Source organism: Desulfobaculum senezii (genome assembly GCF_054657395.1).
On sequence record NZ_BAAHYU010000003.1, the window covers coordinates 966,123 to 992,004 of the forward strand.

Annotated in this window: 23 protein-coding genes; 2 read left to right on the forward strand and 21 right to left on the reverse strand. The window is 63.1% G+C overall.

All coding sequences use genetic code 11. From position 1 onward, the window contains the following. Positions 1-403 precede the first annotated feature (403 nt). From ACYQ2T_RS13280 to ACYQ2T_RS13375, 20 genes are all read right to left on the reverse strand, one after another. The gene (locus ACYQ2T_RS13280; protein ID WP_459901200.1) at positions 404-823 is read right to left on the reverse strand and encodes an acyl-CoA thioesterase; all 420 of its coding nucleotides are present in this window, start codon (positions 821-823) and stop codon (positions 404-406) included. Continuing rightward, positions 820-2,022 (reverse strand): 2,3-bisphosphoglycerate-independent phosphoglycerate mutase, encoded by a 1,203-nt coding sequence (gene apgM / locus ACYQ2T_RS13285; RefSeq protein WP_459901202.1) that lies wholly within the window; start codon positions 2,020-2,022, stop codon positions 820-822. The genes ACYQ2T_RS13280 and apgM overlap by 4 nt, the downstream gene beginning before the upstream one ends. Positions 2,023-2,229: 207 nt before the next feature. Further along, the gene (locus ACYQ2T_RS13290; protein ID WP_404843319.1) at positions 2,230-3,516 is read right to left on the reverse strand and encodes a homoserine dehydrogenase; all 1,287 of its coding nucleotides are present in this window, start codon (positions 3,514-3,516) and stop codon (positions 2,230-2,232) included. Further along, positions 3,510-4,697, reverse strand: coding sequence for an aminotransferase class I/II-fold pyridoxal phosphate-dependent enzyme (locus ACYQ2T_RS13295; protein ID WP_404843318.1), 1,188 nt, complete (start codon positions 4,695-4,697; stop codon positions 3,510-3,512). The genes ACYQ2T_RS13290 and ACYQ2T_RS13295 overlap by 7 nt, the downstream gene beginning before the upstream one ends. Before the next feature lie 192 nt (positions 4,698-4,889). Then, positions 4,890-5,375 (reverse strand): hypothetical protein, encoded by a 486-nt coding sequence (locus ACYQ2T_RS13300; protein WP_459901203.1) that lies wholly within the window; start codon positions 5,373-5,375, stop codon positions 4,890-4,892. A 52-nt stretch (positions 5,376-5,427) separates the two neighbouring features. Further along, complete coding sequence (locus ACYQ2T_RS13305; RefSeq protein WP_404843316.1) at positions 5,428-5,907, reverse strand: hypothetical protein; 480 nt, start codon at positions 5,905-5,907, stop codon at positions 5,428-5,430. 75 nt (positions 5,908-5,982) lie between these two features. Beyond that, a complete protein-coding gene (locus ACYQ2T_RS13310; protein WP_459901205.1) occupies positions 5,983-6,291 on the reverse strand; it encodes a late competence development ComFB family protein in 309 nt (102 codons plus the stop codon). A 285-nt stretch (positions 6,292-6,576) separates the two neighbouring features. After that, positions 6,577-7,368, reverse strand: a complete 792-nt coding sequence (locus tag ACYQ2T_RS13315; RefSeq protein WP_459901207.1) for a tetratricopeptide repeat protein — start codon at positions 7,366-7,368, stop codon at positions 6,577-6,579. Between the two features lie 185 nt (positions 7,369-7,553). Continuing rightward, positions 7,554-8,273 (reverse strand): hypothetical protein, encoded by a 720-nt coding sequence (locus ACYQ2T_RS13320; protein ID WP_459901208.1) that lies wholly within the window; start codon positions 8,271-8,273, stop codon positions 7,554-7,556. 71 nt (positions 8,274-8,344) lie between these two features. Then, positions 8,345-9,058, reverse strand: a complete 714-nt coding sequence (locus ACYQ2T_RS13325; protein ID WP_459901210.1) for a phosphoribosylanthranilate isomerase — start codon at positions 9,056-9,058, stop codon at positions 8,345-8,347. 17 nt (positions 9,059-9,075) lie between these two features. After that, entirely contained in the window at positions 9,076-10,644 is a 1,569-nt protein-coding gene (locus ACYQ2T_RS13330; RefSeq protein WP_459901212.1) for a hypothetical protein, read from the reverse strand. Positions 10,645-10,698: 54 nt separating this feature from the next. Then, on the reverse strand, positions 10,699-12,210 hold the full coding sequence (locus ACYQ2T_RS13335; RefSeq protein WP_459901214.1) for an ATP-binding cassette domain-containing protein: 1,512 nt from the start codon (positions 12,208-12,210) through the stop codon (positions 10,699-10,701). A gap of 111 nt (positions 12,211-12,321) precedes the next feature. Further along, the gene (locus ACYQ2T_RS13340) at positions 12,322-13,308 is read right to left on the reverse strand and encodes a 4Fe-4S binding protein (protein ID WP_459901216.1); all 987 of its coding nucleotides are present in this window, start codon (positions 13,306-13,308) and stop codon (positions 12,322-12,324) included. A gap of 195 nt (positions 13,309-13,503) precedes the next feature. Continuing rightward, positions 13,504-14,244 (reverse strand): amino acid ABC transporter ATP-binding protein, encoded by a 741-nt coding sequence (locus ACYQ2T_RS13345; protein ID WP_459901218.1) that lies wholly within the window; start codon positions 14,242-14,244, stop codon positions 13,504-13,506. After that, positions 14,231-15,028: an amino acid ABC transporter permease gene (locus ACYQ2T_RS13350; RefSeq protein WP_459901220.1), complete on the reverse strand. Its 798-nt coding sequence runs from the start codon at positions 15,026-15,028 to the stop codon at positions 14,231-14,233. Before ACYQ2T_RS13350 ends, ACYQ2T_RS13345 begins: the two co-directional genes overlap by 14 nt. Before the next feature lie 80 nt (positions 15,029-15,108). Continuing rightward, complete coding sequence (locus ACYQ2T_RS13355) at positions 15,109-15,849, reverse strand: basic amino acid ABC transporter substrate-binding protein (RefSeq protein WP_404843306.1); 741 nt, start codon at positions 15,847-15,849, stop codon at positions 15,109-15,111. A 306-nt stretch (positions 15,850-16,155) separates the two neighbouring features. Next, complete coding sequence (locus ACYQ2T_RS13360) at positions 16,156-17,004, reverse strand: TatD family hydrolase (protein WP_459901222.1); 849 nt, start codon at positions 17,002-17,004, stop codon at positions 16,156-16,158. An 81-nt stretch (positions 17,005-17,085) separates the two neighbouring features. Beyond that, a complete protein-coding gene (locus ACYQ2T_RS13365; RefSeq protein ID WP_459901223.1) occupies positions 17,086-18,186 on the reverse strand; it encodes a nicotinate phosphoribosyltransferase in 1,101 nt (366 codons plus the stop codon). Between the two features lie 81 nt (positions 18,187-18,267). Further along, positions 18,268-19,290, reverse strand: a complete 1,023-nt coding sequence (locus ACYQ2T_RS13370) for a glycosyltransferase (protein ID WP_459901225.1) — start codon at positions 19,288-19,290, stop codon at positions 18,268-18,270. Beyond that, entirely contained in the window at positions 19,287-19,820 is a 534-nt protein-coding gene (locus tag ACYQ2T_RS13375; RefSeq protein WP_459901227.1) for a hypothetical protein, read from the reverse strand. The genes ACYQ2T_RS13370 and ACYQ2T_RS13375 overlap by 4 nt, the downstream gene beginning before the upstream one ends. Positions 19,821-20,211: 391 nt before the next feature. Here ACYQ2T_RS13375 and ACYQ2T_RS13380 point away from each other — a divergent pair, with 391 nt between their 5' ends. Both ACYQ2T_RS13380 and ACYQ2T_RS13385 read left to right on the forward strand, forming a co-directional pair. Then, a complete protein-coding gene (locus ACYQ2T_RS13380; protein WP_459901229.1) occupies positions 20,212-21,387 on the forward strand; it encodes an amino acid permease in 1,176 nt (391 codons plus the stop codon). Between the two features lie 580 nt (positions 21,388-21,967). Next, positions 21,968-23,143 (forward strand): amino acid permease, encoded by a 1,176-nt coding sequence (locus ACYQ2T_RS13385; RefSeq protein ID WP_459901231.1) that lies wholly within the window; start codon positions 21,968-21,970, stop codon positions 23,141-23,143. An 852-nt stretch (positions 23,144-23,995) separates the two neighbouring features. Here ACYQ2T_RS13385 and sat read toward each other — a convergent pair. Then, the gene (gene sat, locus ACYQ2T_RS13390; protein WP_404843299.1) at positions 23,996-25,279 is read right to left on the reverse strand and encodes a sulfate adenylyltransferase; all 1,284 of its coding nucleotides are present in this window, start codon (positions 25,277-25,279) and stop codon (positions 23,996-23,998) included. Between the last annotated feature and the right edge of the window lie 603 nt (positions 25,280-25,882).

A 25,882-nucleotide genomic window follows, 5' to 3' on the forward strand; every position in this document is an offset into this window, starting at 1 on the left:
AATTATTTCCTTAACCCGCCGGAGGCCAAAAAGAGTGAAGAGAGTGCTCCGCAGGCCAAAAGGCCGTGGGCCCATTGGAATCCCATTTGCGCACGCGCCGGTTGCCTTTGGAAGGGCCGGTCGTCACCCCTGACGGCTCTCGTCTATGCGGATGGGAAGAGGTTTTGGGGGCGTTGGCGCTGTGTGATGGGCGGTGAGAATCCCTGTTCGGGCACTGGGAGAAAAGGGAAGGCATAAAGCAGAAGACCCCGCCCGCCAACCCTTATTTTCAGGAGCGGCTTCCGCTCCTGAAAATCCTGGGGATTCTCAAGGGAATCATTCCCTTGAGCCGCCGGAGGCATAAAAAAGTCAGTTATCACAGCCCCCACCTTGGTCCTCAGGACCTTGGTGGGGGCTGTGTGTTTTAGGCGTTGGTGGGGTGGTTTTGCATGAGGTCTTTGAGCCAGTCGGGCACGCGGGTGGGGCGGCCTTCTGGTGTGACGCAGGCGTGCTGTGTCATGCCGGTGGCGTGCAGGACGGAGTTGTCTTCGTTGTAGAGCTCGTAGGAGAAGGTGATGGAGGCGCGGCCCCATTCGGAGATGGTGGTGTAGACGTTGACGAGCTCGTCGTAGCGGATGGGGCGTTTGTAGCGGGCTTTGGCTTCCCGGACGGGCAGGAACAGGCCGCGTTGTTCCACGGTGTTGTAGCTCATGCCGAAGGAGCGGATGAGGTGGCTTCTAGCGCGTTCGAAAACGTGGAGATACTCGGCGTAGTAGAGCACCTGCATGGCGTCGGTCTCCCCGTAGGAGACGCGGTGCTGATAGCAAATGGGGGGCTGAGTCATTGGCGAAACCTCTGTATGACCCGGTGCAGAAGCGAATGTCCGGGGTTGATGTGGACGCCGGTCTGTGAGGCGTGGTGTTCGGAAAAAGCGGCAAGCTGATGCGGGCTGTGCGGATGCTGGGTCAGCATGAAGGGCGCGGGGGTATCGGTGTGCACCTTGAGGCCGACGGGCGTGTAGTGATCGCAGGCGATGAGTACGGCCGGGGCGATGTCCTGCGTGCTGGCCAGAAAAGGCCCAACGACGGCGCGGTCAAACAGTTCGATGGAGCGCACCTTGCTGGCGATGTCGCCGCGGTGGGCGCAGTCGTCGGGGGCTTCGACGTGCAGGAGGACGAAGTCGCCGCCGGAGCGGAGATGCTGGATGGCGGCTTGAACTTTGGCGGCGTAGTCGGTGGCGATGGTGCCTGTGGCTCCGGGAATGGACGGGACGTGCATCTCCGCGGCGTGGCCGAGACCTTTGAGCAGGTCCACGGCGGTGATGATGGCGCCGTTGTGCCCGGTGGCGGCGGTGAAATTGGGCAGGCGGAGCGGCGCGCCCTGACTCCACGGCCAGAGGGCGTTGGCGGCAATGCCGGGAAAGGTGGCGCGCAGTTCATGCTCCGCGTTAGCGAGAAAGGCGGCAAGGGGCGCGTGGTGTTGAAGCGTCGTGATGTCCGGGGCAATTGATTGACCGATGATGTCGTGCGGCGGGCGGATGCGGATGCTGGATGCTGGCCCGTTGGCGCCGCCGCGCTCTATGAGCAGATGCCGGTACCCAAGGCCGGGAACGAGGGTGAAGCGCGGATGCGGAAGGCGCGCGGCAAGGTGCGAGATGATGCGGGTGGCAAGGCGCGGGTCGCAGGCTCCGGCGGTGAAGTCGGCCATGCGGCGGTCGCTGAGGGGACCGGCGAGACTGACGAGATTGAGCCGCCAGACGATGTCATCTGGGCCAAGGTCGCAGTCGCGCGCGGCGGCTTCGATGGGGCCGCGTCCGGTGTGGTGCTGGCGCGGGTTGAAGCCGAGCAGACTCATGCAGGCGACGTCGGACCCGGCGGACATGCCGGTGGGGATGGTGGCGATGGTTCCGGCGCAGCACTGGGCGGCAAGGGCGTCCATGTGCGGCGTGTGCGCGGCTTCAAGGGGCGTGCGTCCGCCGAGGGCGGCGAGGGGATAGTCCGCCATGCCGTCGGCGATGAGAAAGGCAAGTGGTGCGTGCGCCATGGTGTGCAGTGCGTTGTGCGTGCGGTTTTACTGGTCTGTGTGCAGCCCGCGTTTGGGCAACCTTTGGGCAGCGTCTGGGCCGCAAGCGGCGCGGGCGTGTGCTTGCCACATGGGTGCATGATTGGCGCGGCTGCGTCAAATGCATGGGTGAAAAAAAGCGGCCCGCCAAAGTGGCGGGCCGCTTGCAGTGCGGATATGCCGCGCGGGCTACAGGATGCGGAAATGCATTGTCCTGTCGATGGTCAGGCCCATGGCGTCGATGTCGCGCATGGCGGCGTGAATGTCCCCGGCTTTGGCTTCGTGCGTCAGGAAGACCAGCGGCACGCCGCCGCCGTCGATGGACGGCTTTTGGGTGGCCTGCTGGATGCTGATGTTGCGGTCCGCCATGACTCCGGCGATGTCGCGCAGTACGCCTGCCCTGTCCGGCACGATAAAGCGTAGATAGTGCAGGGACACGGCGTCGTCCAGGTCCAGAATGTCGGCCTTTGGCAGGGCTGGGTCAACGAAACCGAGGTTGTTGGGCGCGGCGTCGCGGGCAATGGCCATGATGTCTGCCAGCACGGCGCTGCCTGTGGGCTTATCGCCGGCACCCTTGCCGTGGAGCACCACAGGGCCAGCGCCGCCCTCAAGGCGGATGGCGTTGTAGGCACCGGACACGGAGGCCAGCAGGTTATCCTCGGGCACGAGGGCGGGGTAGACGCCCGCCTCGACCTTGCCGTCCACAAGGCGCGCCTGCGCCAGCAGCTTGATGCGGTAGCCGAACTTCTGCGCAAAGCGGATGTCCATGGGCGTGACCACGGTGATGCCGGTGACGGGCAGGCTGGCAAAGGGATAGTTGCGGCCAAAGGCGAGGCGGATGAGCAGCGTCAGCTTGTGGGCTGCGTCAATGCCCTCGATGTCGAGCGTGGGGTCCGCTTCGGCGTAGCCTTTGTCCTGCGCGGCGGCGAGGGCTGTGTTGAAGTCCAGCCCTTTGTCGGTCATCTCTGTGAGGATGTAGTTCGCCGTGCCGTTGAGGATGCCGAGAATCTTGTGAATGCTGTTGCCAGCAAGGGATTCCTTCAGCGGGTCCACAACGGGGATGCCGCCGGCGACGCTGGCTTCAAAACCGAGATGGACGTTCTTTTCCGCCGCGAGGGCGAAGAGGTCCATGCCGTTTTCGGCCAGCAGAGCCTTATTGGCGGTCACGGCGTGCTTTCCGGCGGAGATGGCTTCTGTAATGAGCTGTTTGGGGAAGTCGATACCGCCGGTGAGCTCCACAACGATGTCGATGTCCGGGTCGTCGATAAGGGCGCGGTAATCCGTAACCGGAGTGGCGCCGATGGCTTCCACGCCGGGCCGTCTGTGCTCACTGCGGATGAGCACGGATTTGATGCGGATGTCCTTGCCGGTACGACGGTGGATGTCGTTGCGGCTTTCCTCAAGAACATCGGCAAGCCCCTGTCCGACGGTGCCGAACCCGGCAAGACCGATGTTGATGACCTGTTTGTCTAGCACGTCTTGGCTCCCTCCAGAACCTTCTTGATGCCACGAATGGCTTGCTGTGTGCGTTGTTTATTCTCAATGAGGGCGAAGCGTACATAGTCGTCGCCGTAGTTGCCGAAGCCAAGCCCCGGCGATACGGCCACGTGGCCCTCGGTGAGCATCATCTTCGAAAATTCCACGGAACCCATGTCGCGGAACTGTTCCGGGATTTTGGCCCACAGGAACATGGTTGCCTTGGGCGGGGTGACGTCCCAGCCGATGCGGTTCAGGCCGTCGCACAGAACGTCGCGGCGGTCCTTGTATACGTCCACAATCTCCTTCACGCACTCCTGCGGGCCGTTGAGGGCCACGGTGGCGGCGATCTGGATGGGCTGGAAGATACCGTAGTCGAGATAGCTCTTGATGCGGGTCAGCGCCTGCACCATGTCGCGGTTGCCGCAGCAAAAGCCCATACGCCAGCCGGCCATGGAATAGCTCTTGGACATGGAGAAGAACTCCACGCCGACTTCCTTGGCGCCCTTGGCCTGCAGGAAGCTGGGGGCCTCGTAGTCGTCGAAGGTGAAGTCCGCGTACGCCAAATCGTGGATGACGCGGATGTTGTTCTCCATGGCGAAGTCCACAATCTTCTGGTGGAAGGCCAGGTCCACAACTTCGGCAGTGGGGTTGTGCGGGTAGCAGTAGATGAGCAGTTTCGGCTTGGGCCATGTCTGGCTGACGGCCAGCTCAAGGTCCGCGATGAAGTCGCGCTCCGGCCCAATGGGAATACGGCGGACGTCAGCACCGGCAATGACGGCGGAATAGGGATGGATGGGATAGGCCGGGTCCTGCGTGAATACGACGTCACCGGGCTGGAGCATCGCTAAGGCAAGGTGAGCAAGGCCTTCCTTGGAGCCCATGGTTGCCACGCATTCCTGATCCGGGTCCAGATAGACGCCAAAGCGTCTGGCGTACCAATCGCCGATGGCGGCGCGCAGGTTCGGGATGCCACGGGATGCGGAATATCTGTGGTTGACCGGCTTTTGCGCCGCCTCGCACAGCTTGTCGACGATGTGCTGGGGCGTAGGCGTATCGGGGTTGCCCATGCCAAGGTCGACGATGTCGATGTTCTGCCGACGCAGCTTCATTTTCAGCTGGTTGACCACGGCGAACACGTACGGTGGCAGACGGTGCATTCTGGGGAAGTCATTGCTCATGCGACACTGCTCCTTAAAGTATAGACGGAAGGGCACGGAGACGACCGTGCCATGTGCCGGTATTCCAAGTGCCTTGCCACTTTAGGGAAGGTGGTGCTCCCTGTCAAAGCGGGATGCCTGAATATGAGCGGGGGGAGGGCGGCTCCGCCCGCTGGAAACAGGCTGGAACCGGAAATGGCCGGCAGGGCCTGCTTACTCGAACAAATAGGCGTACTGTGCCGCTACGGCATCGGTACGCCCTGCGAGGGCCTCTGCGGTTGCTGCCACATTGGCAGCGGTAACGATACCTGCCTCGGAGGCAAGGTAATGCGTCAAAACGTTATCATTGGACGAGAAAATCCACACCGCGCTGTAGGCGGAACCAATCTCGGGGCGAGAGGGGAACTCCTGCTTGGTCTTGATGACCAGCTTGATCTTTTTCTCATCCTTGGCGGAGAGGGTGAACAGCGAGGAGGAATTGAGGATTTCCTTAATCTGAAAAACGAGCCGGGTGCCGACGTTGTCCACGTCGTCATGCACCACGCTCACCGGGGTGACGCGCAGGGTATCCGGCGTAGCCGGAGTGTCGGGGATGTCCTGTGCGGGGGCGGCTTCCTGCGCAAGGGCGCAGGGCGCGGCCAGAAGGGCCACGAGGAGAGCCGAAAAGAGGATGGTGAGCAGGCGCTGTACCGATGCCATGAGTGCGCGTTTCCTTACTGTTTTCGAAAGGGGCGTAAGCCGTTACGAGGCATCAGGTTTGCGAGCTAAACGCCGTCTTGTCAAGAGAAGTCTTTTCCTTGAAGAAAGCGTCAACCAGCTCGCGGTCCTCTGCCAGAATGCGCAAATCCGCCACTGGCATGGGGTCCGGGCGGTTGCCGTGCATGCGCAGGGCGCGGTCCACAAAATCTGCCAGGATGAAGGACGCGCGGATGTGCTTGACGATGGGCTGTGGGCCCCACACCACATGCAGGTTTAGCACGGTTTGGCGCTCCTCGCCGCTGGCGATGAGGTTGCCGGTGTGCATGAGGGCCTCGCGCGCGGAGTGCGGAAACATGCCGGACCACTCGGCGACGCGGTTGATGAAGGCGGGCATCACCGCAATGTAATAGAGCGGATCGATTTTCACGGCGATGGACATGCCGGGGACGCCAAGAACCATGGGCGAACGCTGAAACGCCCGGCCAAGCCCCTTGCCGAGGCGGTGGATGGATTCCGAGTAATCCTTGAGCATGCGGCCTCCGTGACGGATGCCCGGACGCCCCTTCCGCTGGGGCCGGTGGCGGTGCGTCCGGCGTTGGTGGATGGCTTAGGCGTTGTAATTCGGCCTGTTTTGCACGGTGAGGACGGCGTCGCGCACAACTTCCTCAATCACTTCCTCGCGCACTGGCTCGCGCAGGACGATGCTGCCGCGCTGGATGTACCGGGCGGGAAGCGTGTTGAGGCTGAGGGCGTAGATGTCCTCAAGGTCCAGCTTATTGGGCTTGTAGCCGTCAAATTCCGGCAGGATGCGAATCATGGCTTCCACAACGCGTTGTTCATTCTTGTTGCGGATATGGGCCAGCGGTGTGCCCTGCACCTTGAGCGCGTCCAGCGCGTCTTGCGTCTTTTTGTCCATGCGACGCTCCTTGTGTTGTTCTGTATATCTAGCATGGGGACAGGGGGACTTCAATTGCCATGCGGCATCTGCGCGGGGACGTGCGGCAGGCGGTGAGGCGGCCTGCAGAGGGTGATGCCTGTTGCGGCAGAATCCATCAACGATGTTTGCTCCCGCAAGTGAATGTATTGCGTAGCCCAAGATATGGAAAAAGCGCAAGAAAAAGCGGCGCATCCGAAATGGATGCGCCGCTGTGATGCGTGGGCAGTGGCGCCGCGCAGTGGCGCGGGCGGTTGGTGCGCTGGCTTAAAAGTCCAGCCGGACGGGACCTGTGGCGTCGGGATGCTTGCGCTTAATCCAGCGCAGAAAACGCCGCGACATTTCGTGGTCCGGGTTGATGGCGAGGGACTTTTCAAGAAAGTGCACGGCCTTTTTGATGTCCTTTTTTTCGTAGTAGGCGCGGGCGATGTTGTGCATGAGGTTGTCGTCCCCGGCGGCGAGGTCAATGGCCCGCAGATAGTGCTTAATGGCGGTGTCGAAGAGGTTCTGCTTGCGCAGGGACACGCCGAAGTCGTTGAACATGTGCTTGTGCTCGGGCTTGAAGTCGCCCTCAACCTCGGCCAGCTGGTCAAACACGTCCTGCGCACGCTGGAGGTTGCCGCGCTTGAGGTAGGTGAGCGCTATGCCAAAGGTGGCGCGGGCGCTTTGCTCCATCTCCTCGGCGGAGCCGGAAATGTCGAACCCTTCGATGGATGTGGACGTGGGGGCGGCATCCGGCGTGGCGATGGGGTCGCGCAGGGGGATGGGGTCGTCCATGGCGACTTTGTCGCCGCCAAGGCCGGACTGGATGTAGAATTCCGGTTCCGGCTGGAAGCGCTCCAGCACGTCGTCGACGGAGACGGTGCGCTTTTTGCCGATGGGGATAAGGCTTTCGTTGATGGGCTGCACCTCGGCCTGCCCATCGCTCGTTTCATTGACCAGCCAGTATTGTTTGACGCGGGTTTTGCGCGTCGTTGCGCCTTGCCCGGTCCTTTTGAGTTCCATTGTCGAAAAGACGCCCTTGATTGGCGTGCGGTCGGACGTATCTGCTGCGGACATGTGAGCCTTGGCTGGCGGTGGTGATGTGCGCCGGTGATGCTCCCGCTGTTGAGCGCCACGGGCCGTGCCGTTTTCCGCGCCGTGATGGGGGCGCGATGCCGCGCTGTGGCGGCGCGGTCTGTCACACAGGGAAATAGCACGGAAGCCGCCCGCCCGCCAAGTCGCGGCAGGGCGCCCGGCGGGGCTTATTGCGCGGCGTCGATGAGCATAAGGATGAGCGCCATCAGCCCAACGCCGATGACGAACCAAAACAGCCGCCACGCTGCGGCGCTGATGCGTCCGTGACGTGGCGGGGCCACAAAGGCGTGGGCCTCGTCGTCCACAGGGGATTCGGGGGGAGAGGCGGGTGTGGGGGGAGAGGCAGGTGTGGGGGGAGACACTGGCGCGTTGGATGCTGCGGGAGTGGCGGCGGATGGCGCATCCGTACTGGGAGCCCTGGGCGGCGCGGGGCGTTGCTGGGTGTCCGGCGCCGGGGCGGCAGCGCGAGCGGAGGACGCAGGGGATGACGGCGCTGGCGCTGCGGCCTTGGCGGCGGAGCGGGGGGGCAGGTTGAGGCGTGTGGCGCGGAGCAGAGATTCCAGAAGCTGTTGCCGCCGGGCGCGGGATTGGAAGCTGACAAGGCCGTGGGTGTAAGTGGCGGCAACCTGCGTGCCGCCGTTCACGGAGGTGAGCGAAAAGGTAAACCGCCGCCCCACATTCAAAAAGGAAAAGGGCGGGCGGGCAATGAGCAGGCCGAAGGTCCGGTTCACCAGCGCCGAGGTGTGCCCCAGCTGTTGCAGGGCGTTGTAGATGGCAAGGAGCACCTCGCCCCGCGGGGCCGCAATGGTACAGACCATTTCGGTCTCCCGCGCGGAGAACGAGATGGAGTCGAGGGTATATCCCGGATGTCGGTCATGGCTTGCCACGGCACCTCCACGCCTGAGTCCAGTCCTCATTCTTAAATGCCTGAAACACGGCGCAAAGGCAAATGGATGTCTTACTCGTCCAGCGCGGCAAAGGCCTCCTGCGCGGCTGTAACGAAATGCGTGACCAGTGTGCGGGACTTTCGGCCGTTTGGCGCTTCCACGCCGGTGTGGGCATCCACGGCGGCGGGGCGTGCTGTGGCGATGGCCTCGGCCACGTTGCCGGGGTGCAGGCCGCCAGCAAGGATGACCGGACGCGGGGACAGACGCACCAGTTCGCGGTCCACGCGCCAGTCGTGCGGGTGCCCTGTTGCGCCGGTTGCGCCGGTTGCGGGGTCGAAGGAATCGGTCAGGAAGGCGTCGGCATGTTCGGCGTAGGCACGCACCTGCTGGGCCAACTGCACCATGGCGTCGGGGGTGACCTCCGGCGGGACGATGAGGCTTTTGATGATGCGCAGGTCCGGGCGGCGCTCCTTGAGGGTGGCAAGGAGTTGCGGCGGAACGTCGGCGTGGAGCTGTACGCGCGGGGTGCCCACGGTGTCGCACAGCTGAAGGATGGCGTCGGCGTCTGTCAGGTAGGTGATGACCACAGCGGCGACGTGCGGCGGCAGGTCCGTGACGATGGCCGCGGCCTCCTGTTCGGTGAGGTCTTCGGCGTGCACGGCAAGGCGCAGGGGAAAGCCGAGGCTGTCCACGCCAAGGTCGGTGAGCATTGCGGCCTCGGCGGCATCAATGACGCCCGCGATTTGGATGCGCGGACATACGGGGGCGGAATCGGTTCTGCTCATGGGGCGCTCCGTGGCGGTCAGGGGTGAAGCTCCGCGCGGCCAGCGGCGGTGCCAAGCGCGGCGCGGAGGCGCGATATCAGCGTGCGGCGCACGTCAGCCTCGGGCCGCGAGGTCAGGGCGAGGACGTCGAATCCCGGCGCGGGCGGCGCCGGGAAAAAGGCGGCAAGCCCGTGCTGGCGCGCCAGTGCATGCGCGTGGGCATATTCTCCGTTATCCCATGCTGTCAACGCTTGCGCAAGGGAGGGGAGCGCGGCGCGTGGCGGCATATCCGCCGCTGTAGGCAGTGCGCAGAGCTGCGCCCCGGTGGGCTGGAGCAGACGCGCGCAGGAGGCGGCAGCGGTGGAGGGCCAGAACTCGGGAGCCGCCGTCTGGAGGGTGAAGACAGATTCCATGCTCTGGCCGCCGCCATGGCGCAGGTCGCGGCGCAGGGCGGCACGCGCGTCCTCGGCCGCGAGGAGCTTGCGCCGCAGGTCGTTGGCGGCGCGGCGCAGGCGCTGGATGCGCTGTACGGCGGAGGCCGGGTCCAGACGGTAGGCCGCAACGCGGATGCCAACAAAGGAGCGCCGGAATTCGTTGAGGGCTGCGGTCTCCTTGGCAATGCGGGAGTTGGCCGCCTCATGCATGGGCACCAGCCGCGAGGCGGTGGCAAGGTCCCCTGCCGCGTTGGCGGCCATAATGTCGCGCTCCAGCGCACTGCGCCGGGTGATGAGGGCGTCGATGTGGGCAGAGCGCGTCATGGCGTCCAGCGTGCGGGAGCAGTCGTCCATGTGGGTCAGCAGGTGGTCAAGCTCACTGCGAAGGGCGGTGATGCGCTGGGTCTGGCGTTCAAGAGCATCCGCAAGGCGCCGCTGGCGCGCATCCGCAGGTTCCAGCCGCAGGCAGGTGATGGACGTGCGCATGCGACCCGGAGCGCCGGGAGCCGGGGTGATGCGTGGTATGAGCACTACTGCCGCACCCAAAAGGCGCGGGGCGAGGCGGGCGGCCTCCTGCGGGGGCAGGGCAAGGCCGCATTCCCGCTCGTAGGCGCGGACCAACGGCCATGGCAGAACGGTGAAGCCCGCGCCGGAAAGGGCGCGCGTGACGAGCAGGCGCAGGGCCGGGGCCTGTGCTTGCAGGGCAGGGGGACACCCTTCGGCAAACTGGATGGGCGCGACCACAATGCGTCCGGGGACAATGACAGGCACAAGGCCTGCTGCGGCCTCGGCCATGGCGCGTTGGGCGCGCAGGCGCGCGGCAAGAAGGTCAAGTTCCGTGGCGAGGGCGTGCAAGGCGGACGCGTTGGCCGATTCAGGAGCGTGGCGGCGCAGGGCATGGGAGGATGCATCGGCGTGGCCCTGAAACCAGCGGGCAAGGGCGAGCCAGCACGCGGCGTCCGGAGGCGTTCCAGCGTCCGTCGCTGCCGTAAAATGGCGGGCCGCGCTGTCCGCGTGCCCCCGCGTGAGGCAGGTCATCCCCTGCGCAAAGGGGGCGTCATTTGGGCGCGCCTCGGGCGCTGGCGTGTGCGCGGCGCAGGCGCACAGCACACAGGCAAGAAGCGCCGCAACAAGGAGCCGGACGAGGCGTGGGGAGGCTGATGGATACTGCACAGCCTGTGTATAGCAGACCCTGCCGCCCCGGGGAAGGTGCGGCGGCGCAGGAGGTTAGGGAAGTAGCGCGCGGGCGTCGCGCTCGCTGGTGACGGCGCGCCGGGTGGTGATGCGGCCGCCGTCCAGAACGAGGGCGTGAGTCAGCCCGGGCGGGAGCTCTTCCGCGCGGTGGGCCGTGAGGACGAGGCTGGCTCCGGCCTCGCACAGGTCAGCGATGATGGCGGCAAGGCGGGCGCGGCTTGGGGCGTCCAGCCCGGCGTACGGCTCATCCAAAAGCAGCAGGTCCGGACGCGGCGCAAGGGCGCGGGCGATGAGCAGGCGGCGCAACTGCCCGTAGGACAAACTGCGGATGCTCCGGCCGTTCATGCCTGCCATATCGACAAATTCCATAAGCCGCAGGGCGCGCTCCGTCTGCTCCGGCGATGGCGCGCGCCACAGGGACACGCTGGCAAAAAAGCCGCTCTGCACGAACTCCAGCGCGGTAACGTCGTAGCGGTAGTTGGCTTGAATTTCCGGGGAGACCATGCCGAGGCGGCGGCGAACGCTCCAGATATCCGTCGCCCCGCTGTGGCCGAACCATTCTACAGTGCCGGGCGCCGCGCTGCGGTATTCCGCCGTGACAAGGCGCAGGAGCGTGCTTTTGCCCGCGCCGTTGGATCCCAGCACGGCCCAGCGCTCTCCGGGGCGGATGGTCCAGTCTGCGCCGCTGACGAGGTCGCGCCCGTGACGGCGGACCGATGCTCCGCGCATACGGACCAGAAAGGGCGGCGCATCCGCACACTGCGGCGTGAGTGGGGGCGCGGGCGCGGCGCGGCGTTCGCAGTCCACGGCGGAGCTGTCCCTGATGGCGGCGAGTTCATCTGCGACCGGGCCGTGGCGCGTAATGCGTCCGTCCTCAATGAGCGCGACATGGGTAATGATGCGCGGCAGGTCTGCGCGGCGGTGGGAACAGAGCACAATGGAGGTGCTGGCCGCCGCATCGTCAAGTACGGCGCGCAGGTGCCCGCGTGCGGCGCGGTCCAGTCCGTCAAAGGCTTCATCAAGAAGGAGCACCGCCGGGGCTGTGGCGAGGGCCCGGATGATGAAGACAAGCCGCCCCTGCCCGCGCGAGAGGTCGCGCACGGCGCGCTGGGCAAGGTGCTTTGCGCCATGGGCGGCCAGCAGGGATTGGGCACTGTGCCGTTCATCATCCGTTGGCGGGGAAAAGAGCGCCATGGTGCGGCGTAGCCCGGTGATGATGAGTTCCTCGCCCGTCAGATTGAAGCCGGTGCGCAAAAAGGCGTCCTGCTCGTCTGGTGAGACAACGGCAATGCGGTCACGTGCGGCAAGGGCGTCTGCGGGGGCGCCGTCAAGGTGCCAATGGCAGGCCCCGCGCCCCTGCGCCGGATGCACTGCCCCGCGCAGCAGACGCAGAAATGTGGACTTGCCCGCACCGTTGCGGCCAAGAATGGCCCAGTGCGTTCCCGGAGCAAGGGACCATGTGACGCCGCGCAGGGCAAAGTCGGCTCCGGCGCGGACAAAGGCATTGTAGACGGTAATAATGGGCGTGGCGGCGTGTGCAGGCATGCCCTGTGCGTACACCGGAGGGGCCGGGTTTGGGAAGGGCGGGGTGTGTTTGAGGCAGGCCAACCAGGCAGACGGCGGCTAGAGCCGCCGTCTGCCTGGAACGGTCATAAATTAGCCCTTGAGGGCGAGGGAGTAGAAGTGCTTCAGCATTTCGCTTGGGGCGCGAATCTCCCAGTGCCCGGTGTACTGCGCCCAGCCGTAGAGAAGCAGCAAAACGCCAACGGCGAGAATCACTGGCAGGTAGGGGCTGACGCGGCCAACGCCCGGCGCGGCAGGGGCAAGGCAGTCCTTGACTGGGCAGACGTCCACGCACTTCATGCAGCCGATGCATTCCGGCGAGGTGACGCGGCGCTTTGTGTGCACATGGATGCCGCCCGGGCAGCTGCGGGTGCATTTGCCGCAGTCCACGCAGGCGTCCTCGTCACGGGTGACGGCTAGCGGTGAAAATTTGGAGCACAGGCCAAGCAGTGCGCCATACGGGCACAGGTAGCGGCACCAGAAGTAGGGCACCACAATGCCAAGCAGCCCCAGCACGGCAAAGACCACAACCGCCGTGCTGCTGGGGTGCAGGAAGAATTCCAGCATGCGCGCGTCGGCAGTGATGTTGTAGTTGGACTGCAAAAAGCTCTGGATGCCCCGCGGGCTCATGCGCAGGACGGACAGGGCGAAAAAGGCAAACAGCACGTACTTGATGCTGGAGAGAACCCAGTGCAGGGGGCGCGGCAGGTACAGATGCTTATCCAGCTTTCGGCCCAGCGCGGCCAGCAGGCGCGAGACCAGCCCAACCGGGCAGACGTAGCCGCAAAAGCCCTTGCGCGCCACGAAGGCAATAAGCATGGCGGCAATAAGGATGGTCAGCCCTGCCGGGTGGATACTGTCCCAAATGCCGGTGGTCACCAGCTGTTTGAGGGCAAGCAGGGCGCTGATGGGCAAAAAGGCCTCAACCGCTGGGGGGCGGGGAACAAAGGCCTCGGAGGCGCCGGACGCCCAGCTAAGAAAGAGCCAGAACCGCCACCCGACATACAGGCAAAACACCGCAAAGGCGGCCTGCACAATCAGGCGGACAGTGGAAGGGGATATGGGGTGGTTGCGCGGCATACGTCGTCCTTGTCTGTGGATGAGGAGTAGTGCGCCTGCAGCAGCGGCGCGTCCGCCCGTGGCTACTCCTTTCAGTGCCGCGCCGCAAGTTTGTGCACGTTGTGCAAAAGTGGCGCCCCGCCGACGCTGGGGCAAAAAAACGGCCCGAACGCAGTGCGTCCGGGCCGGTGGTGCTCGTGGTGCGGAGAGGGGAAGCTAGAGGATTTGCTGCATGAACAGCTTGGTGCGTTCATGCTGGGGGGACTCGAAGAAGTGCTCCGGCGTACCGACCTCGACAATGCGTCCGGCGTCCATGAAGACCACGCGGTCCGCCACCTCGCGGGCAAAGCCCATTTCGTGGGTGACCACGGCCATGGTCATGCCCTCGCGGGCCAGCTTGACCATAACGTCCAGCACTTCGCCGATCATTTCCGGGTCCAGCGCCGAGGTCGGCTCGTCAAAGAGCATGATCTTGGGCTTCATGGCCAGTGCGCGGGCAATGGCCACGCGCTGCTGCTGGCCGCCGGAAAGCATGGCCGGAAAGGCGTCGGCCTTATCCGGGATGCCCACCTTGTTCAGCAGGTGCATGGCGGTCTCTTCCGCCTCGGGCTGCGGCACCTTTTTGAGTTTCATGGGAGCCATGGTCAGGTTGTGCAGGACGGTCTTGTGCGGGAAGAGGTTGAAGCTCTGAAAGACCATGCCCAGTTCCTGACGGATGGCATTGATGTTGTTTTTGGGGTCGCAGACGTTTTGGCCGTCCACGGTAATGGTCCCGGCGTCGATGGTCTCCAGCCGGTTGATGGAGCGCAGCAGCGTGGACTTGCCCGAGCCGCTGGGACCGATGATGACGACCTTTTCGCCGCGCTCGATATCGAGGGAGACGTTGTCCAGCGCCCGCAGCGTGCCAAAGCACTTGCTCACGTTCTGGATGCGGATGATGGGGTCAGTCGCGGTCATAGTAGTTCAACCTTGTTTCCATGTTGCTGACGACCTTGGACAGCAGCAGCGTGATGACGAGGTACACAAGGGCGACCATGGTGTAGGCCTCGAAGTAGAAAAAGGACTCGCTGGCGAACTCGCGCCCGCGGCGCAGCAGGTCGGCCACGGCAAGGATGGAGACGAGGGAGGAGTCCTTGAGCAGGGCGATGAACTCATTGCCCACAGGGGGCAGGATGGTGCGCCATGCCTGCGGCAGTATGACCATAAACATGGTCTGGCGCCGGTCAAAGCCCAGCGAGCGGGCGGCCTCGGCCTGCCCCTTGTCGATGGCTTCGATGCCCGCGCGGAACACCTCGCCCATATAGGCGCCGTAGCAGATGCCCATGGCGAGGACGGCGGCGGCCAGCGGCGGCAGATTGCTGAAAATGGAAAGCCGGCCCAGCGCGTAATAGATGTAGAAGAGCTGGACCAGCAGGGGAATGCCGCGGACCACTTCCACATAGGTGGAGGCGATGAGGTTGAACACCCTGTTGCGCGAAAGCCGCCCAAGGCCGGTAATCAGCCCAATGACGAGGGACAGCAGGATGGAAAGGATGGTCACCTGAAAGGTGACGAGCACACCGTCGGGCACGAAACGGAGAATATCCAGATACGGGTCCGGCTTGGTGACGCAGAGATAGGTAATGATGGCGAGGGCACCAAGAAACGCCAGCCACCAGGCATTGAACAGCCCGATGTCTCGCTTTCTGGGGATAGCCGCGCCGTCGCCGATGTCGATAGTGACATGCTTGCGTTCAGCCATTTGATTGCCTTGAAGGGTCTTGAAACGGTCCGGGTGCTGGAGGGCGGCCCGGACCGTCGGTCACGATATGGCGCGGCCTGTTAATTGCTGGAGAACCACTTGGCGTAGATGCGGTCGTACTCGCCGTTTTCCTTCACAGCCTTGAGGGCGCTGTTGAGGATGGCGAGGGTGTCGCTGTCGCCCTTCTGCACGGCAAAGCCAAGGTATTCCGGCTCGTCCGGCACGATGAGGAAGGGCAGCGCAAGAGCGCCCTTGTAGTTGGGATTGGTCAGGGCGAAGCCCGCGGCTACGGCGTCGTCGCAGATGACGGCGTCCAGCCTGCCGTTGCGCAGGTCCTCAATGGCAAGGCCGACTTCGTCGTAGGATTTGCGCACGGCGTCGTCCACCTTCTTGGCGGCAAAGTAGCCCGTGGTGCCAATCTGCGCGCCAATGCGCTTGCCCACAAGGTCGGCCTCGGACGCGATGGCGGAACCCTTCTGCACCACCACGCCCTGCTTCACTTCAAAATAGGGATCGGAAAAGTCCATCACGCGCTTTCTCTTGTCGGTGATGGAAACGGACGACGCGATGACGTCGTAGCGGCCGTTGGCAAGTCCGGCAAAGATGCCGTCCCATGCGGTGTTTTTGATCTCGGCGGTAAAGCCGCCGGCTTTGGCCATGGCGCGCACGAGTTCGGGGCAGAAGCCGACGATGCTCTTGTCGGCGTCGACCATCTCCATAGGCGGCCACGTGGCGTCGGACGCAAAGGTGATGGTGCGGGCCTGTGCGGCACCAGCCATCAGGGCGATTGCGGCGACGGTTAAGACGAACTTCCTCAACATGCGAAACCTCCGGTCTGGGTGGGACTGGCGGACACCAATCCCGGATGACGTGGAAAAGAACAGTGCAGGGGTGGGAGTGTTGCGATTATACTGCCGTAAAACCCTCTGCATGATTATGGAATGGCATGACGTACTACGAATTGGCCGGAATTGACAAGTCTGTGATTGCGCAGATTCGCGATTTGTGGCCTGTTTTGCCAAAAATGAAAAACAGAGTGGTCGCTCAACCAGAAAAAAGGCCGCGCAGTGCGCGGCCTTGTGGCGAAAATGGTTGTCCCGCAGGCGTTCTGCGGGGACGGGAGCGGGCTAGTCGGCGACGCCACCCTCGCAGGTCTCGGCAAGGCCGAAGAAGCGGCGGGCGTTGTCGCCGGTAATGCGCCACAGTTCGGCGGGGTCCATGCCTTTGAGTTCCGCGATCTTTGCGGCGGTAAAGGCCACAAACGCGGGCTCGTTGCGCTTGCCGCGCCACGGTTCGGGCGCAAGGTAGGGGCAGTCCGTTTCGATGACCAGCCGGTCCAGCGGCAGGGCGGCAACGGCCTCCTGCACGGCCTCGTTCTTTTTGTAGGTGACCGGGCCGGGGACGGAGATGTGCCAGCCGTGGGACAACAGCTCCTCGGCAAGGTCGAGGCCACTGCCAAAGCAGTGCCACAGCACGGGGCGTCCATCAAAACCGGCTTCCAGCAGAATGCGCACGGCGTCCTCGTGGGCGTCGCGGGAGTGGATGACCACCGGCCGGTCCACGGCCTTGGCCAGCTCCAGCTGCGCGCGGAAGGCGTTGAACTGGACCTCGCGCGGGGAGAGCTCGTAGTAGTAATCCAGCCCGATTTCCCCAACGGCTTTCACGCGCGGGTCATCTGTAATGATGCGGCGCATGGCCTCAAGGCGCGCGTCGGTGAGGTCCTTGGCATCCTGCGGGTGGATGCCGAGGATGTAGAAAATTTCGGGGTGCGCGGCGAACAGGGGCGTATTCTGCTCGTAGGCTTCCGGGCTGAGAAAAACGTGGCCGATGGCGCTGACGCCACAGGCGCGGGCGCGGGCGATGACAGCTTCAAGGTCGTCCGCGAACTTTTCGGAATCAAGGTGGGCGTGCGTTTCCACGCCGCCGCAGGGGAGGCCGAGGGATTCGGGTTCGGCCCGGTGTTTCTTCTTTGCCATGGTGCGTCTCCTTCGGCTGGCGGTGGTAGCACCGGCGCGTGCGGATGACAACCGTTCGCGCCGGGGCCGCCGGGGGCGGCGCTACAGAACGCGTCGCAGGCGGGGATTGGGGCGTTCGGCGCGTCCGGCTTTGGCAAAGGGCAGGCCCTCCACCTGCACAATATCCGCTGTGGCGAAGTGCGCGGGGAACAGACTGCCAATGCCGATGGACTCAAACAGCCGCCCATACCGGGATTCGCCCTCGGTAAAGGCGCGGACCTTGTCCAGATTGCCAAAGCCGCTGGACAGAACGATGTTCACCCGCTCGTGCCCGGCCTCATCGAGCGTGCGGCGCATGTGGCGGATAAACTCCACGGTGACGCCTTTGCCGGTCCAGTAGTCGCGCCCGTCAAAGGGAACGCCGCCCTGACCGAGATTTTCACCGGGAGTGTCAAAACGTACGCCCCACAGGCGTTCGCCAAGGGCGTCCGCCGTAGCGATGGCGTCGTCGACCTCACGGTTAAAGGTATCCACAAGGGCCACGCGCGGGATGGCCGCGTCCATGTGGCGGTCGAAGGCCTTGGCGGCCTCCATGGTGCCGACCTCGCGTCCATGGGCGTGGGCTATGGCCAGAACAAGGGCGTGGGGAATGGTGCCGACACCGCCAGCAAGCCCTGCCGCTTCAGCGCCGGCATCCGTGGCGCAAGCGTCAAATCCGCCGTCGATGGCGGCTTTGCTGATGGCGGCGTCCATGGACCAGTGCCAATGGCGCGAGCCGAAATACATAAGGGACTTGCCTGGCAGCAGCTCGCGGATGGCGGCGGCTTGCCGGGTGATGGCCGCAAGATCCGGCTCCGGGCCGCCATTATGCACGGATGTAGCCGAGGTGATGGCCCCCAGATAGAGCGTTTCCAGCTCAATAAAATCCTGCAGCGGGCCTTCGATGCGCAGCAGTGTTTCCTTCGGGGCGTAGGATGCACCCTCTGGCAGGGCATGGACCGTCAGGTTGGCCCCGCGCTGCGCGCTAAAAGCCTCAATCATGGCGACGGCTTCGTCGATGCCGTACACATGCCCCGGGCCTTTGCGGATAAAGATCTGCATAACCACGCGGGGACTGAGTCCCTCGCGCTCAAGGATGGTTTTGGAGCGCAGGAAGTAGGCGTCAGTATATGGAACATGGCTTCCGGGCAGCCTGTGACACATGGTGTGGTCCTTTTGGATATTGAGTGGCGGTAGGCCGTTTCGTCGTTGCGGGCATGCCGCATGGTTCGTTACGGGTGCGGCTTAGTGGGTAAGGCGCTCCCAGATGCGCCGGACGCTCTGGCGCTGGTTGTCCACGCTGTAGTGCCGGGCCGTGGCAAGCGCTGCGTCCCGTACTGTGCGGGAGAATGCCGTCCCCCCGGCAGCGTGCTCCACGGCCTGCTCCAGCGCCAGCGCGGCGGCGGTGACGTCGGCGTCGGCAACAAACAGGCCGTTGCCGCCCCAGGGCGTGTCGCGCAGGGGGAACCATGGGCGGTATGCGCCGGGGTGGTCGGCGGCTTGCCGCATATAGTCGAAACCGCCCAGACCTGCAAACCCCACACAGAACGCGCCACTCGCCATGGCCTCCAGCGGGGGGAGGGGGCAGCCCTCGGGGTACCCCGTTGCCAGAAAAATATCGCTCCGCCGCAGGTGCTCCGCCACCTGCGTGGGCGGCAGGCCGTCAATGGCGTCCCACTCGATGGTTGGGCCGCCGCGCCGCGCTGTGCGGGCGGTGACAATGTCCTTGATGGCGCGGGCGTGGGCTTTGTTCTTGCGCGGCATGTAGGCGACACGCACCGCGTTGCTGCTCCCGCGCGGTTCGTCTTGTTCGCTTAGGGCTGGGTGGAACAGGTCAAGATCGATGCCCGGACGCAGGACTGGTGCGGCCGCGCCAACACTCTCCTGAATGAACCATGCCACAGGGTCGGAGACCGCAAGAAACGACACAGGCAGCCGGTCCCACGTTACGCCGCTTGGCAGGGACGAAAATAGATACGCCCAGTTTTGCACGTAGACCATGCACCGCGCTCCGGCGTTCAGGCCCGGGGCAAGGCTGTTGACCCAGCCCTCCGGCACCAGCCAGATGTCCTCTTTCCGCAGCGCCACGTCGTCAAGCAGCGTCACCGGCACATTTTGCGAGATGGGCGGAGACCAGAATTCCGTACTGCGCGGCACCAGCGAAACGGCAAACCCCTGCTCATGCAGGTGGGCGGCCAGCTGGTGCAGGACGGCAAGGCCGCCAGTTGGCTTGGACAGCGGAGGCAGAAAGATGAACGTTGTGGTCATGCGGCGTCCTTGGCTGTGGTGGCGTGAGGGAGAGCACTGCGCAGGAGTCGTCGTACCGCGAAAAGCCCAAGGATGGGAAGCACCACGGAAAGCATGGCGCTCTCGCGCAGCAGGTACGATACATACACAAGGTTAATGGCGATGAGCGTGGTGCACAGGTGGGCCTTATCGAGGCATGGGGCGCCGTCTTCGGGACTACGGCGGCAGGGCAGGGCGAATTGGGTCGCGGCCACCAGCGCCACACAGCCCATTACCGCCGCGCCGCGCAGTTGCATGAAAAGGCCCAGCAGGTCGTACTGCTTAAGCCCGAAGGCCGCCGCACCAAGGAGAAAATATCCGTTCACACCCAGCAGGATGCCGTCTGGCCTTGTCCGCAGCAGGAAGGCCGCAGCGGTGACCGCCACGCCCGCGCCGCCCGCGGCAAAATACACCGTCCGCCAGTCGGTCCCGCCGGGACCATAGCGCAGCAGGAGCGCGGCAAAGATGAGGGCGGGGCACAGTTGCAGGAGAAAGGCAATTCGATTTCGCATCGGTGCGACATACCCCGTCCCTTTCGGTGGCGCAAGGCGTCTCTCCCGCCGGGGCCGTGTACGTGGGGTGGGCCCTGCGTTTCCCGCCGCCGTCAGCGCAACTGCCCCAATTCCTTTGTAAAGCTCTCGGCGTGGAATTGTATGCTGCGGGATGCAGTAGAGTGCTATAATAAAGTCGGACCGCCCGATAGCCGTAACCCACTGTTATCAGGACACTATCATTTGCTTGACGCACAACAGGCCTCAGCATATCGTCCCCCATTCATTTCATAGAACGAGGCTGATGTTTCGACGGAGGAGCAGGTGTGAAGCCGCAGTGGATCAGGGGAGTGTTCCACGGCGGTGTGCTTGCGCCTATGCGGAGACAGCCGCATCCAATGCGTAGGGAGCGATGCAGATACCGACATCACGAGAAATCGGCGCCATCAGTGTGGTGGCAGGAACGGCTATTGGCGCGGGCATGCTTGGCTTGCCCATGGTCATTGGCAAGCTGGGATTCGTCCCGGCAACCGTAATCATGCTCGTCATCTGGGGCCTTGCGGTGTATTCCGCGTTGCTGCTGCTTGAGGTGAACCTGCGCATCGGTGCGGGGAAGAACTTCAACGATATGGCACGCACCGTGCTCGGCCGTGGCGGCCAGGTTGTTGCCACCGGCAGCATGATCTTTTTGCAGTTTGCCCTGCTGGTCGCCTATCTGACCGGATTTGGCGAGCTGATTGCCCAGACCGTGACCACGCAAGGGCTGGAACTGTCCGCCCAGAGCGGCGCGCTGTATTTTGCCGTGGCCGCCTATGTCATTGTCTTCATCGGCACACAGATGATTGTCCGCGTGAACCAACTGCTCTTTTTCGCCATGATTGCCGCCATGGTTACCGCCCTGTTTAGCCTTGTGCCCGGAGTGGACGTTGGCAACCTGCAAAGTGGCAGCGTGGAGCAGGGCATCATCGTGGCGAGCCTGCCCGTGCTGTTTACGTCTTTTGGCTTTCACGCCAGCATCCCCAGCATTATCAAGTATCTGGATGCGCCGGTGCGCAAGCTGCGCCTTGTCACTGTCGTTGGCAGTGCTTTGCCGCTTGTGTGCTACCTCTTTTGGATTTTCGTCTCCATCGGCGGCACCACGCCCGAGAGCCTGCTCGCCATGAGCAGTGTGGATTCCCTCGTAGCAACCCTCGCCGCCGGGTCCGGCTGGTTGCAGACCATTCTCTCCGCCTTTGCCTCCCTTGCGCTGCTCACGTCTTTCTTCGGTGTGGCGCTCGCCATGTACGACCTGCTGGCCGAAGTCTGCAAAATGCGCGAAACCGTCCTGCACCGCGCCATCACCACCATGATGGTTTTTCTGCCGCCCCTCGTTGCGGCCCTGCTGTGTCCCGGCCGGTTCATTCAGGCCCTCGCCCATGCTGGCGCGGCCCTCGCCATTCTTGCCATCTTCCTGCCATGCGCCATGGCGTGGAAGCTGCGGCATCAGGATAAAGCCCAGACGCGCGTCTATCAGGTGCCCGGAGGAACTCCGGCCCTTGTGCTCGCCGTCCTTTTCGGGCTGGTTATCGTCACGGCAAACTACGTCTAGTAACGACTCTCCGGGCCGTCGCGTCATCGCGGCGGCCCGGTTTGCTTTTGGTCTCCGCACGCGAGTGTGGCGGAGCGTGCGCTGGTTTTCGCAGTATCCCAGCCACGCCGTCATGTTCGTGGCAGGGCGGCCAAAGCTGTGCAAGGCGCAAAGCGCCGCGCATGACAGCGTACCGGCCTGCGCCCGCAGCGGCCTGTGTTTCGTGTACTGCGCTGCAACAGGCCCGTGCTGAGTGAGTATTTGCTCATGCCGTTGTCTGTATCGTGTGGCGCCGCGCATTGAAGAAGGCAGGAAGGCCACTGTAGCGCCTCATCCCGCGTGCTGAGTATTGCGTGAGTTCATACAAACGCGGGATGGCTGTAAATCGGCCAATGGCGCGGATTTTTGGCCTTGACGGTCAGGAATTGGCGGGCATATGGTCCTGCGTCCGCTTTGCAAGTGGAAAGTCGCAGACGCGCGAGAGCACCAGAATGTGTCGCTCACCGGGCTTTTGGGGAAAAGCAGGCCGGTGGGGGGCACCCATAGGTGCAACGCTTCCCGCGCTCTTTTATATCACTATATTCCAAACGCATAGGGTATCATGAACGCTTCAACATCACGACAAATAGGGGCCATCAGTGTGGTGGCCGGGACCGCCATTGGCGCAGGCATGCTCGGCCTGCCCATGGTCATTGGCAAGCTGGGGTTCACAACCGCCGTTGGGGTGATGGTCGCCGTCTGGCTGCTGGCTGTGTATTCGGCATTTCTTCTCCTTGAGGTGAATCTCAAGGTCGGCCCCGGCGAGAATTTTAACAACATGGCCAAGAAGGTTCTCGGGCCCGGTGGGCAGATTGTCGCTACCGGCAGTATGATGTTTTTGCAGTACGCGCTGCTGGTCGCCTATCTCACCGGTGTTGGCGAACTCATCGCCCGCACGGCCGCTTCCGTGGACCTCGTCCTCACCCCGCAAGCCGGCGCCATTTACTTCAGCATATTCGGCGCCTTCATCGTTTTTCTCGGCACCAACATCATCGTGCGCGTCAATCAGTTCCTCTTTTTTGTCATGATTGCCGCTATGCTCACCGCCCTGTTCAGTCTCGCCCCAGAAGTTGAGGTGCAGAACCTCACCGGCGGCAATCCGGACAGCGCGCTCATCTTCGCCAGTATTCCCGTGCTGTTTACGTCCTTTGGCTTTCACACGGGTATTCCCAGCGTCATTCGCTATCTCGATGTGCCGGTGCGCAAGCTCCGTCTCGTCACGCTGGTCGGCAGCTCGCTCCCCTTTGTCTGCTATCTCTTCTGGGTCTACGTCTCCATCGGTGGCACCAGCCCCGAGAAGATGGTCGCCATGCAGAACGTCGACATGCTCGTGCACACGTTGTCCAACGGCTCCAGCTGGCTCAACACCGTGGTCTCGTCCTTCGCCTCGCTGGCGCTTTTGACCTCCTTCCTCGGTGTGTCCCTCGCGCTGTTCGACCTGCAGGCCGAAGTGTTCAAGCTGTCCGACTCCTTCAAGCACCGCGCCCTGACGACCCTCATCGTCTTTGTGCCGCCCCTCGTTGCGTCCTCGCTCTGTCCCGGCCGCTTTATTCAGGCCCTCGCACACGCAGGGGCAGCCCTCGCCATTCTGGCCATCTTCCTGCCCTGTCTCATGGTGTGGAAGCTCCGGCAGGCCAAGGTTAAACGCCCCGTCGACTATCAGGTTCCCGGCGGGACCCCCGCCCTCGTCGCCGCGTTCGTCTTCGGCCTCGTTATCGTTTCAGCAAGCTACATCTAACGCCATCACGCCACGCAGAGCGCGGCGTGTCAGGTTGCGCTTTGGGCGGCACTCCTTCGGGGTGCCGCCTTTTTTCTTATGGCTGGGCGGGTCGTAACGTGAGGTTCAAGAGAGGTGCCTCCGGCGGCTCAAGGGGTGCGACCCTTGAGAATCCCGAGTGCGGTCATGGCGGGTGCGGGTGGAAGGGGCGGTCGTCACCCCTGTGTGGCTCTCGTCCGTGTGGATGGGAGAATTTTGGGGGGGCGTTGGTGGTAGGGAAGGGCGGTGAGAATCCCCGTTTGGACGGGGTGGGAAATGGGGTATGTGACGGTGGCGAGTTATGCGCGGTACTTCTTGGGGAGGCGCGTTTTTCTTGTGGAGAGGCGGGTCGTAACGCGAGGTTCAAGAGGGTGCCTCCGGCGGCTTGAGCTCTTAGGTCGTTCGGCCTGAAAGGACGAAGGGCCTTAGAGATAAAGATAGCAGAGCTGCTCAAGGGGGGCGACCCCTTGAGAATCCCGAGTGCGCACAGGCCGGGTGCGTGTGGATTGGACAGTCGTCACCCCTGACGGCTCTCGTCCGTGTGGATGGAGAATTTTTTGGGGGGCGTTGGTGGTAGGGAAGGGCGGTGAGAATTCCTGATGAGCGTTTGCAACGGGGAAAGAGGGGCAAAGGAATCCTGCCCACCTTTTCGTATTTTCTGGAGCGGCTTCCGCTCCAGAAAATCCTAAGGATTGTTAAGGAAATTATTTCCTTAACCCGCCGGAGGCATTCTTTTTCTTCGGTTTTTGATTCGGAAAGGAGGGAGGCTGGGGGGCAAAAAAAGGGAGGCCCTGAGCGGGCCTCCCTGAGAGTACAGATCGGAGAAGGCGGATGCTATTTCATCTGGTCGCCGGAAGCGGCGCCCTGCATCTTGACTTCCACCTTTTCGGTGAGGCCTTCGTAGTACTCGCGCAGCTGTGCGAGGACTTCGTCGCGGCCGAAGTGATCCGGAACCTCGGCGCCTTCGGAGAGGGCCTTGCGGAGCTTGGTGCCGGACAGGATGACGCGGTCTTCCTTGCCGTGCGGGCAGGTACGCAGGGAAGCCATGCCGTCGCACTTGAAGCAGTAGAAGGTCCAGTCGATCTTCATGGGCTTGCAGAGCAGAGCCTTACCGGGCACTTCGCAGGCTTCTTCGAAGGTCGCGTAGGGGATCTGGTCGAAGATTTCCTGAGCCTCGAACAGGCCGTAGAAGTCGCCAACGCCAGCGTGGTCGCGGCCGATGATCATGTGGGACACGCCGTAGTTCTGGCGGAAGGTCGCGTGGAGCAGGGCTTCACGGGGACCGGCGTAGCGCATGTCGAGGGGGTAGCCACCGTTGATGACGTTTTCTTTCACGAAGTACTGGTCGATCAGCGTCTGGATGCACTGGATGCGGACGTCAGCCGGGATGTCGCCGGGCTTCAGGTTACCGATCAGGGAGTGGATGATGACGCCGTCGCAGACTTCCACAGCGATCTTCGCGAGGAATTCGTGGGAGCGGTGCATGGGGTTACGCAGCTGCAGGGCAGCAACACGGCTCCAGCCGCGCTCTTCGAACATTTCGCGGGTCTCGGCGGGGGTCAGGTACACGCCGGGGAAGCGGTCGCGGTAGTCGCCCTCGGAGAGGACTTTCACGGAACCGGCGAGGTTGAACTTGCCCTGAGACATAACCATCTTGACGCCGGGGTGGTCTTCGAGAGCGAGGTCCCAGAAGCGCTCGGAATCTTCGCCGTGGCCCTTGAAGACCAGCTCGCATTCCCACTTCTTTTCGTCGTCGGACAGCTCGTACTTTTCTTCGACCTTCATGGTGGCGTAGACGACGCCGTCTTTCACGAGGGCGATTTCGTCGCCAGCGGCAACGTTTTCGTCGTTGGTGTCACACACGACGGGAACGGGCCAGAAGGTGCCGTCGGAGAGGGTCATCTTTTCGCAGACGCTCTTCCAGTCGGCCTTGCCCATGAAGCCGTCGAGGGGAGAGAAGCCGCCGATTCCCAGCATGATCAGGTCGCCCTTCACGCGGTTGGAGATCTCGACTTTCTTGAGGCCTTCGGCCTTCTTCATCTCGGCTTCGAGTTCAGCGCCTTCCAGCAGGCAGCAAACCAGGCCCTTACCACCATGAGGGGGGAGCAGTTTGGACATCTCGGGACTCCTTTACGAATAGTTAGTAGAAAATTTCACAATCCCAGCCTTAGTCTTCAAGCGGTCGTCCCTGTTTTCCACCCGTCAGCCGGGAGACACAACCGTGTACAGGGCGGCCGGACTTTCCAAAAAGCTTTGCATGAAGCCCGTTCGTTGGGGTTTGTGAAAAAAATGCGCAAATGTCAAGTACCCCCTAACGAGGAGAATCGATCTTTTTGCAGTTCAAAGGGGCTAAAACGCCACACAGGCGCCATTTTGCCCTTTTTTCAGCTTCTTGGAGTTTTAATCCGGGGTTGCTGAAAACGATGGGCATACGCTAAGTGTTTTTTTCACGAATGGCGATGAAAAAATTTCGATATAGCCGAAACGAACGGATCTCGGCTCAGGTCAGTCGTTGTTCTCTTATAGAAATAGGCCACGATAGCTTGCAATGAAAAATCAATAAATGTATAGCTTTCGATGCCTTTACAAATTCCCCTGTATCCTCATTGGGAAGAGGGGAAGAAGGCAGGGAAGGTCGCCGATTTAGGCACCAATGGCCGAGCTTGATATATAATTCACTTTCGTCTTGACAGGGGGTAGCCCCCTTGCTAGACAGACCTT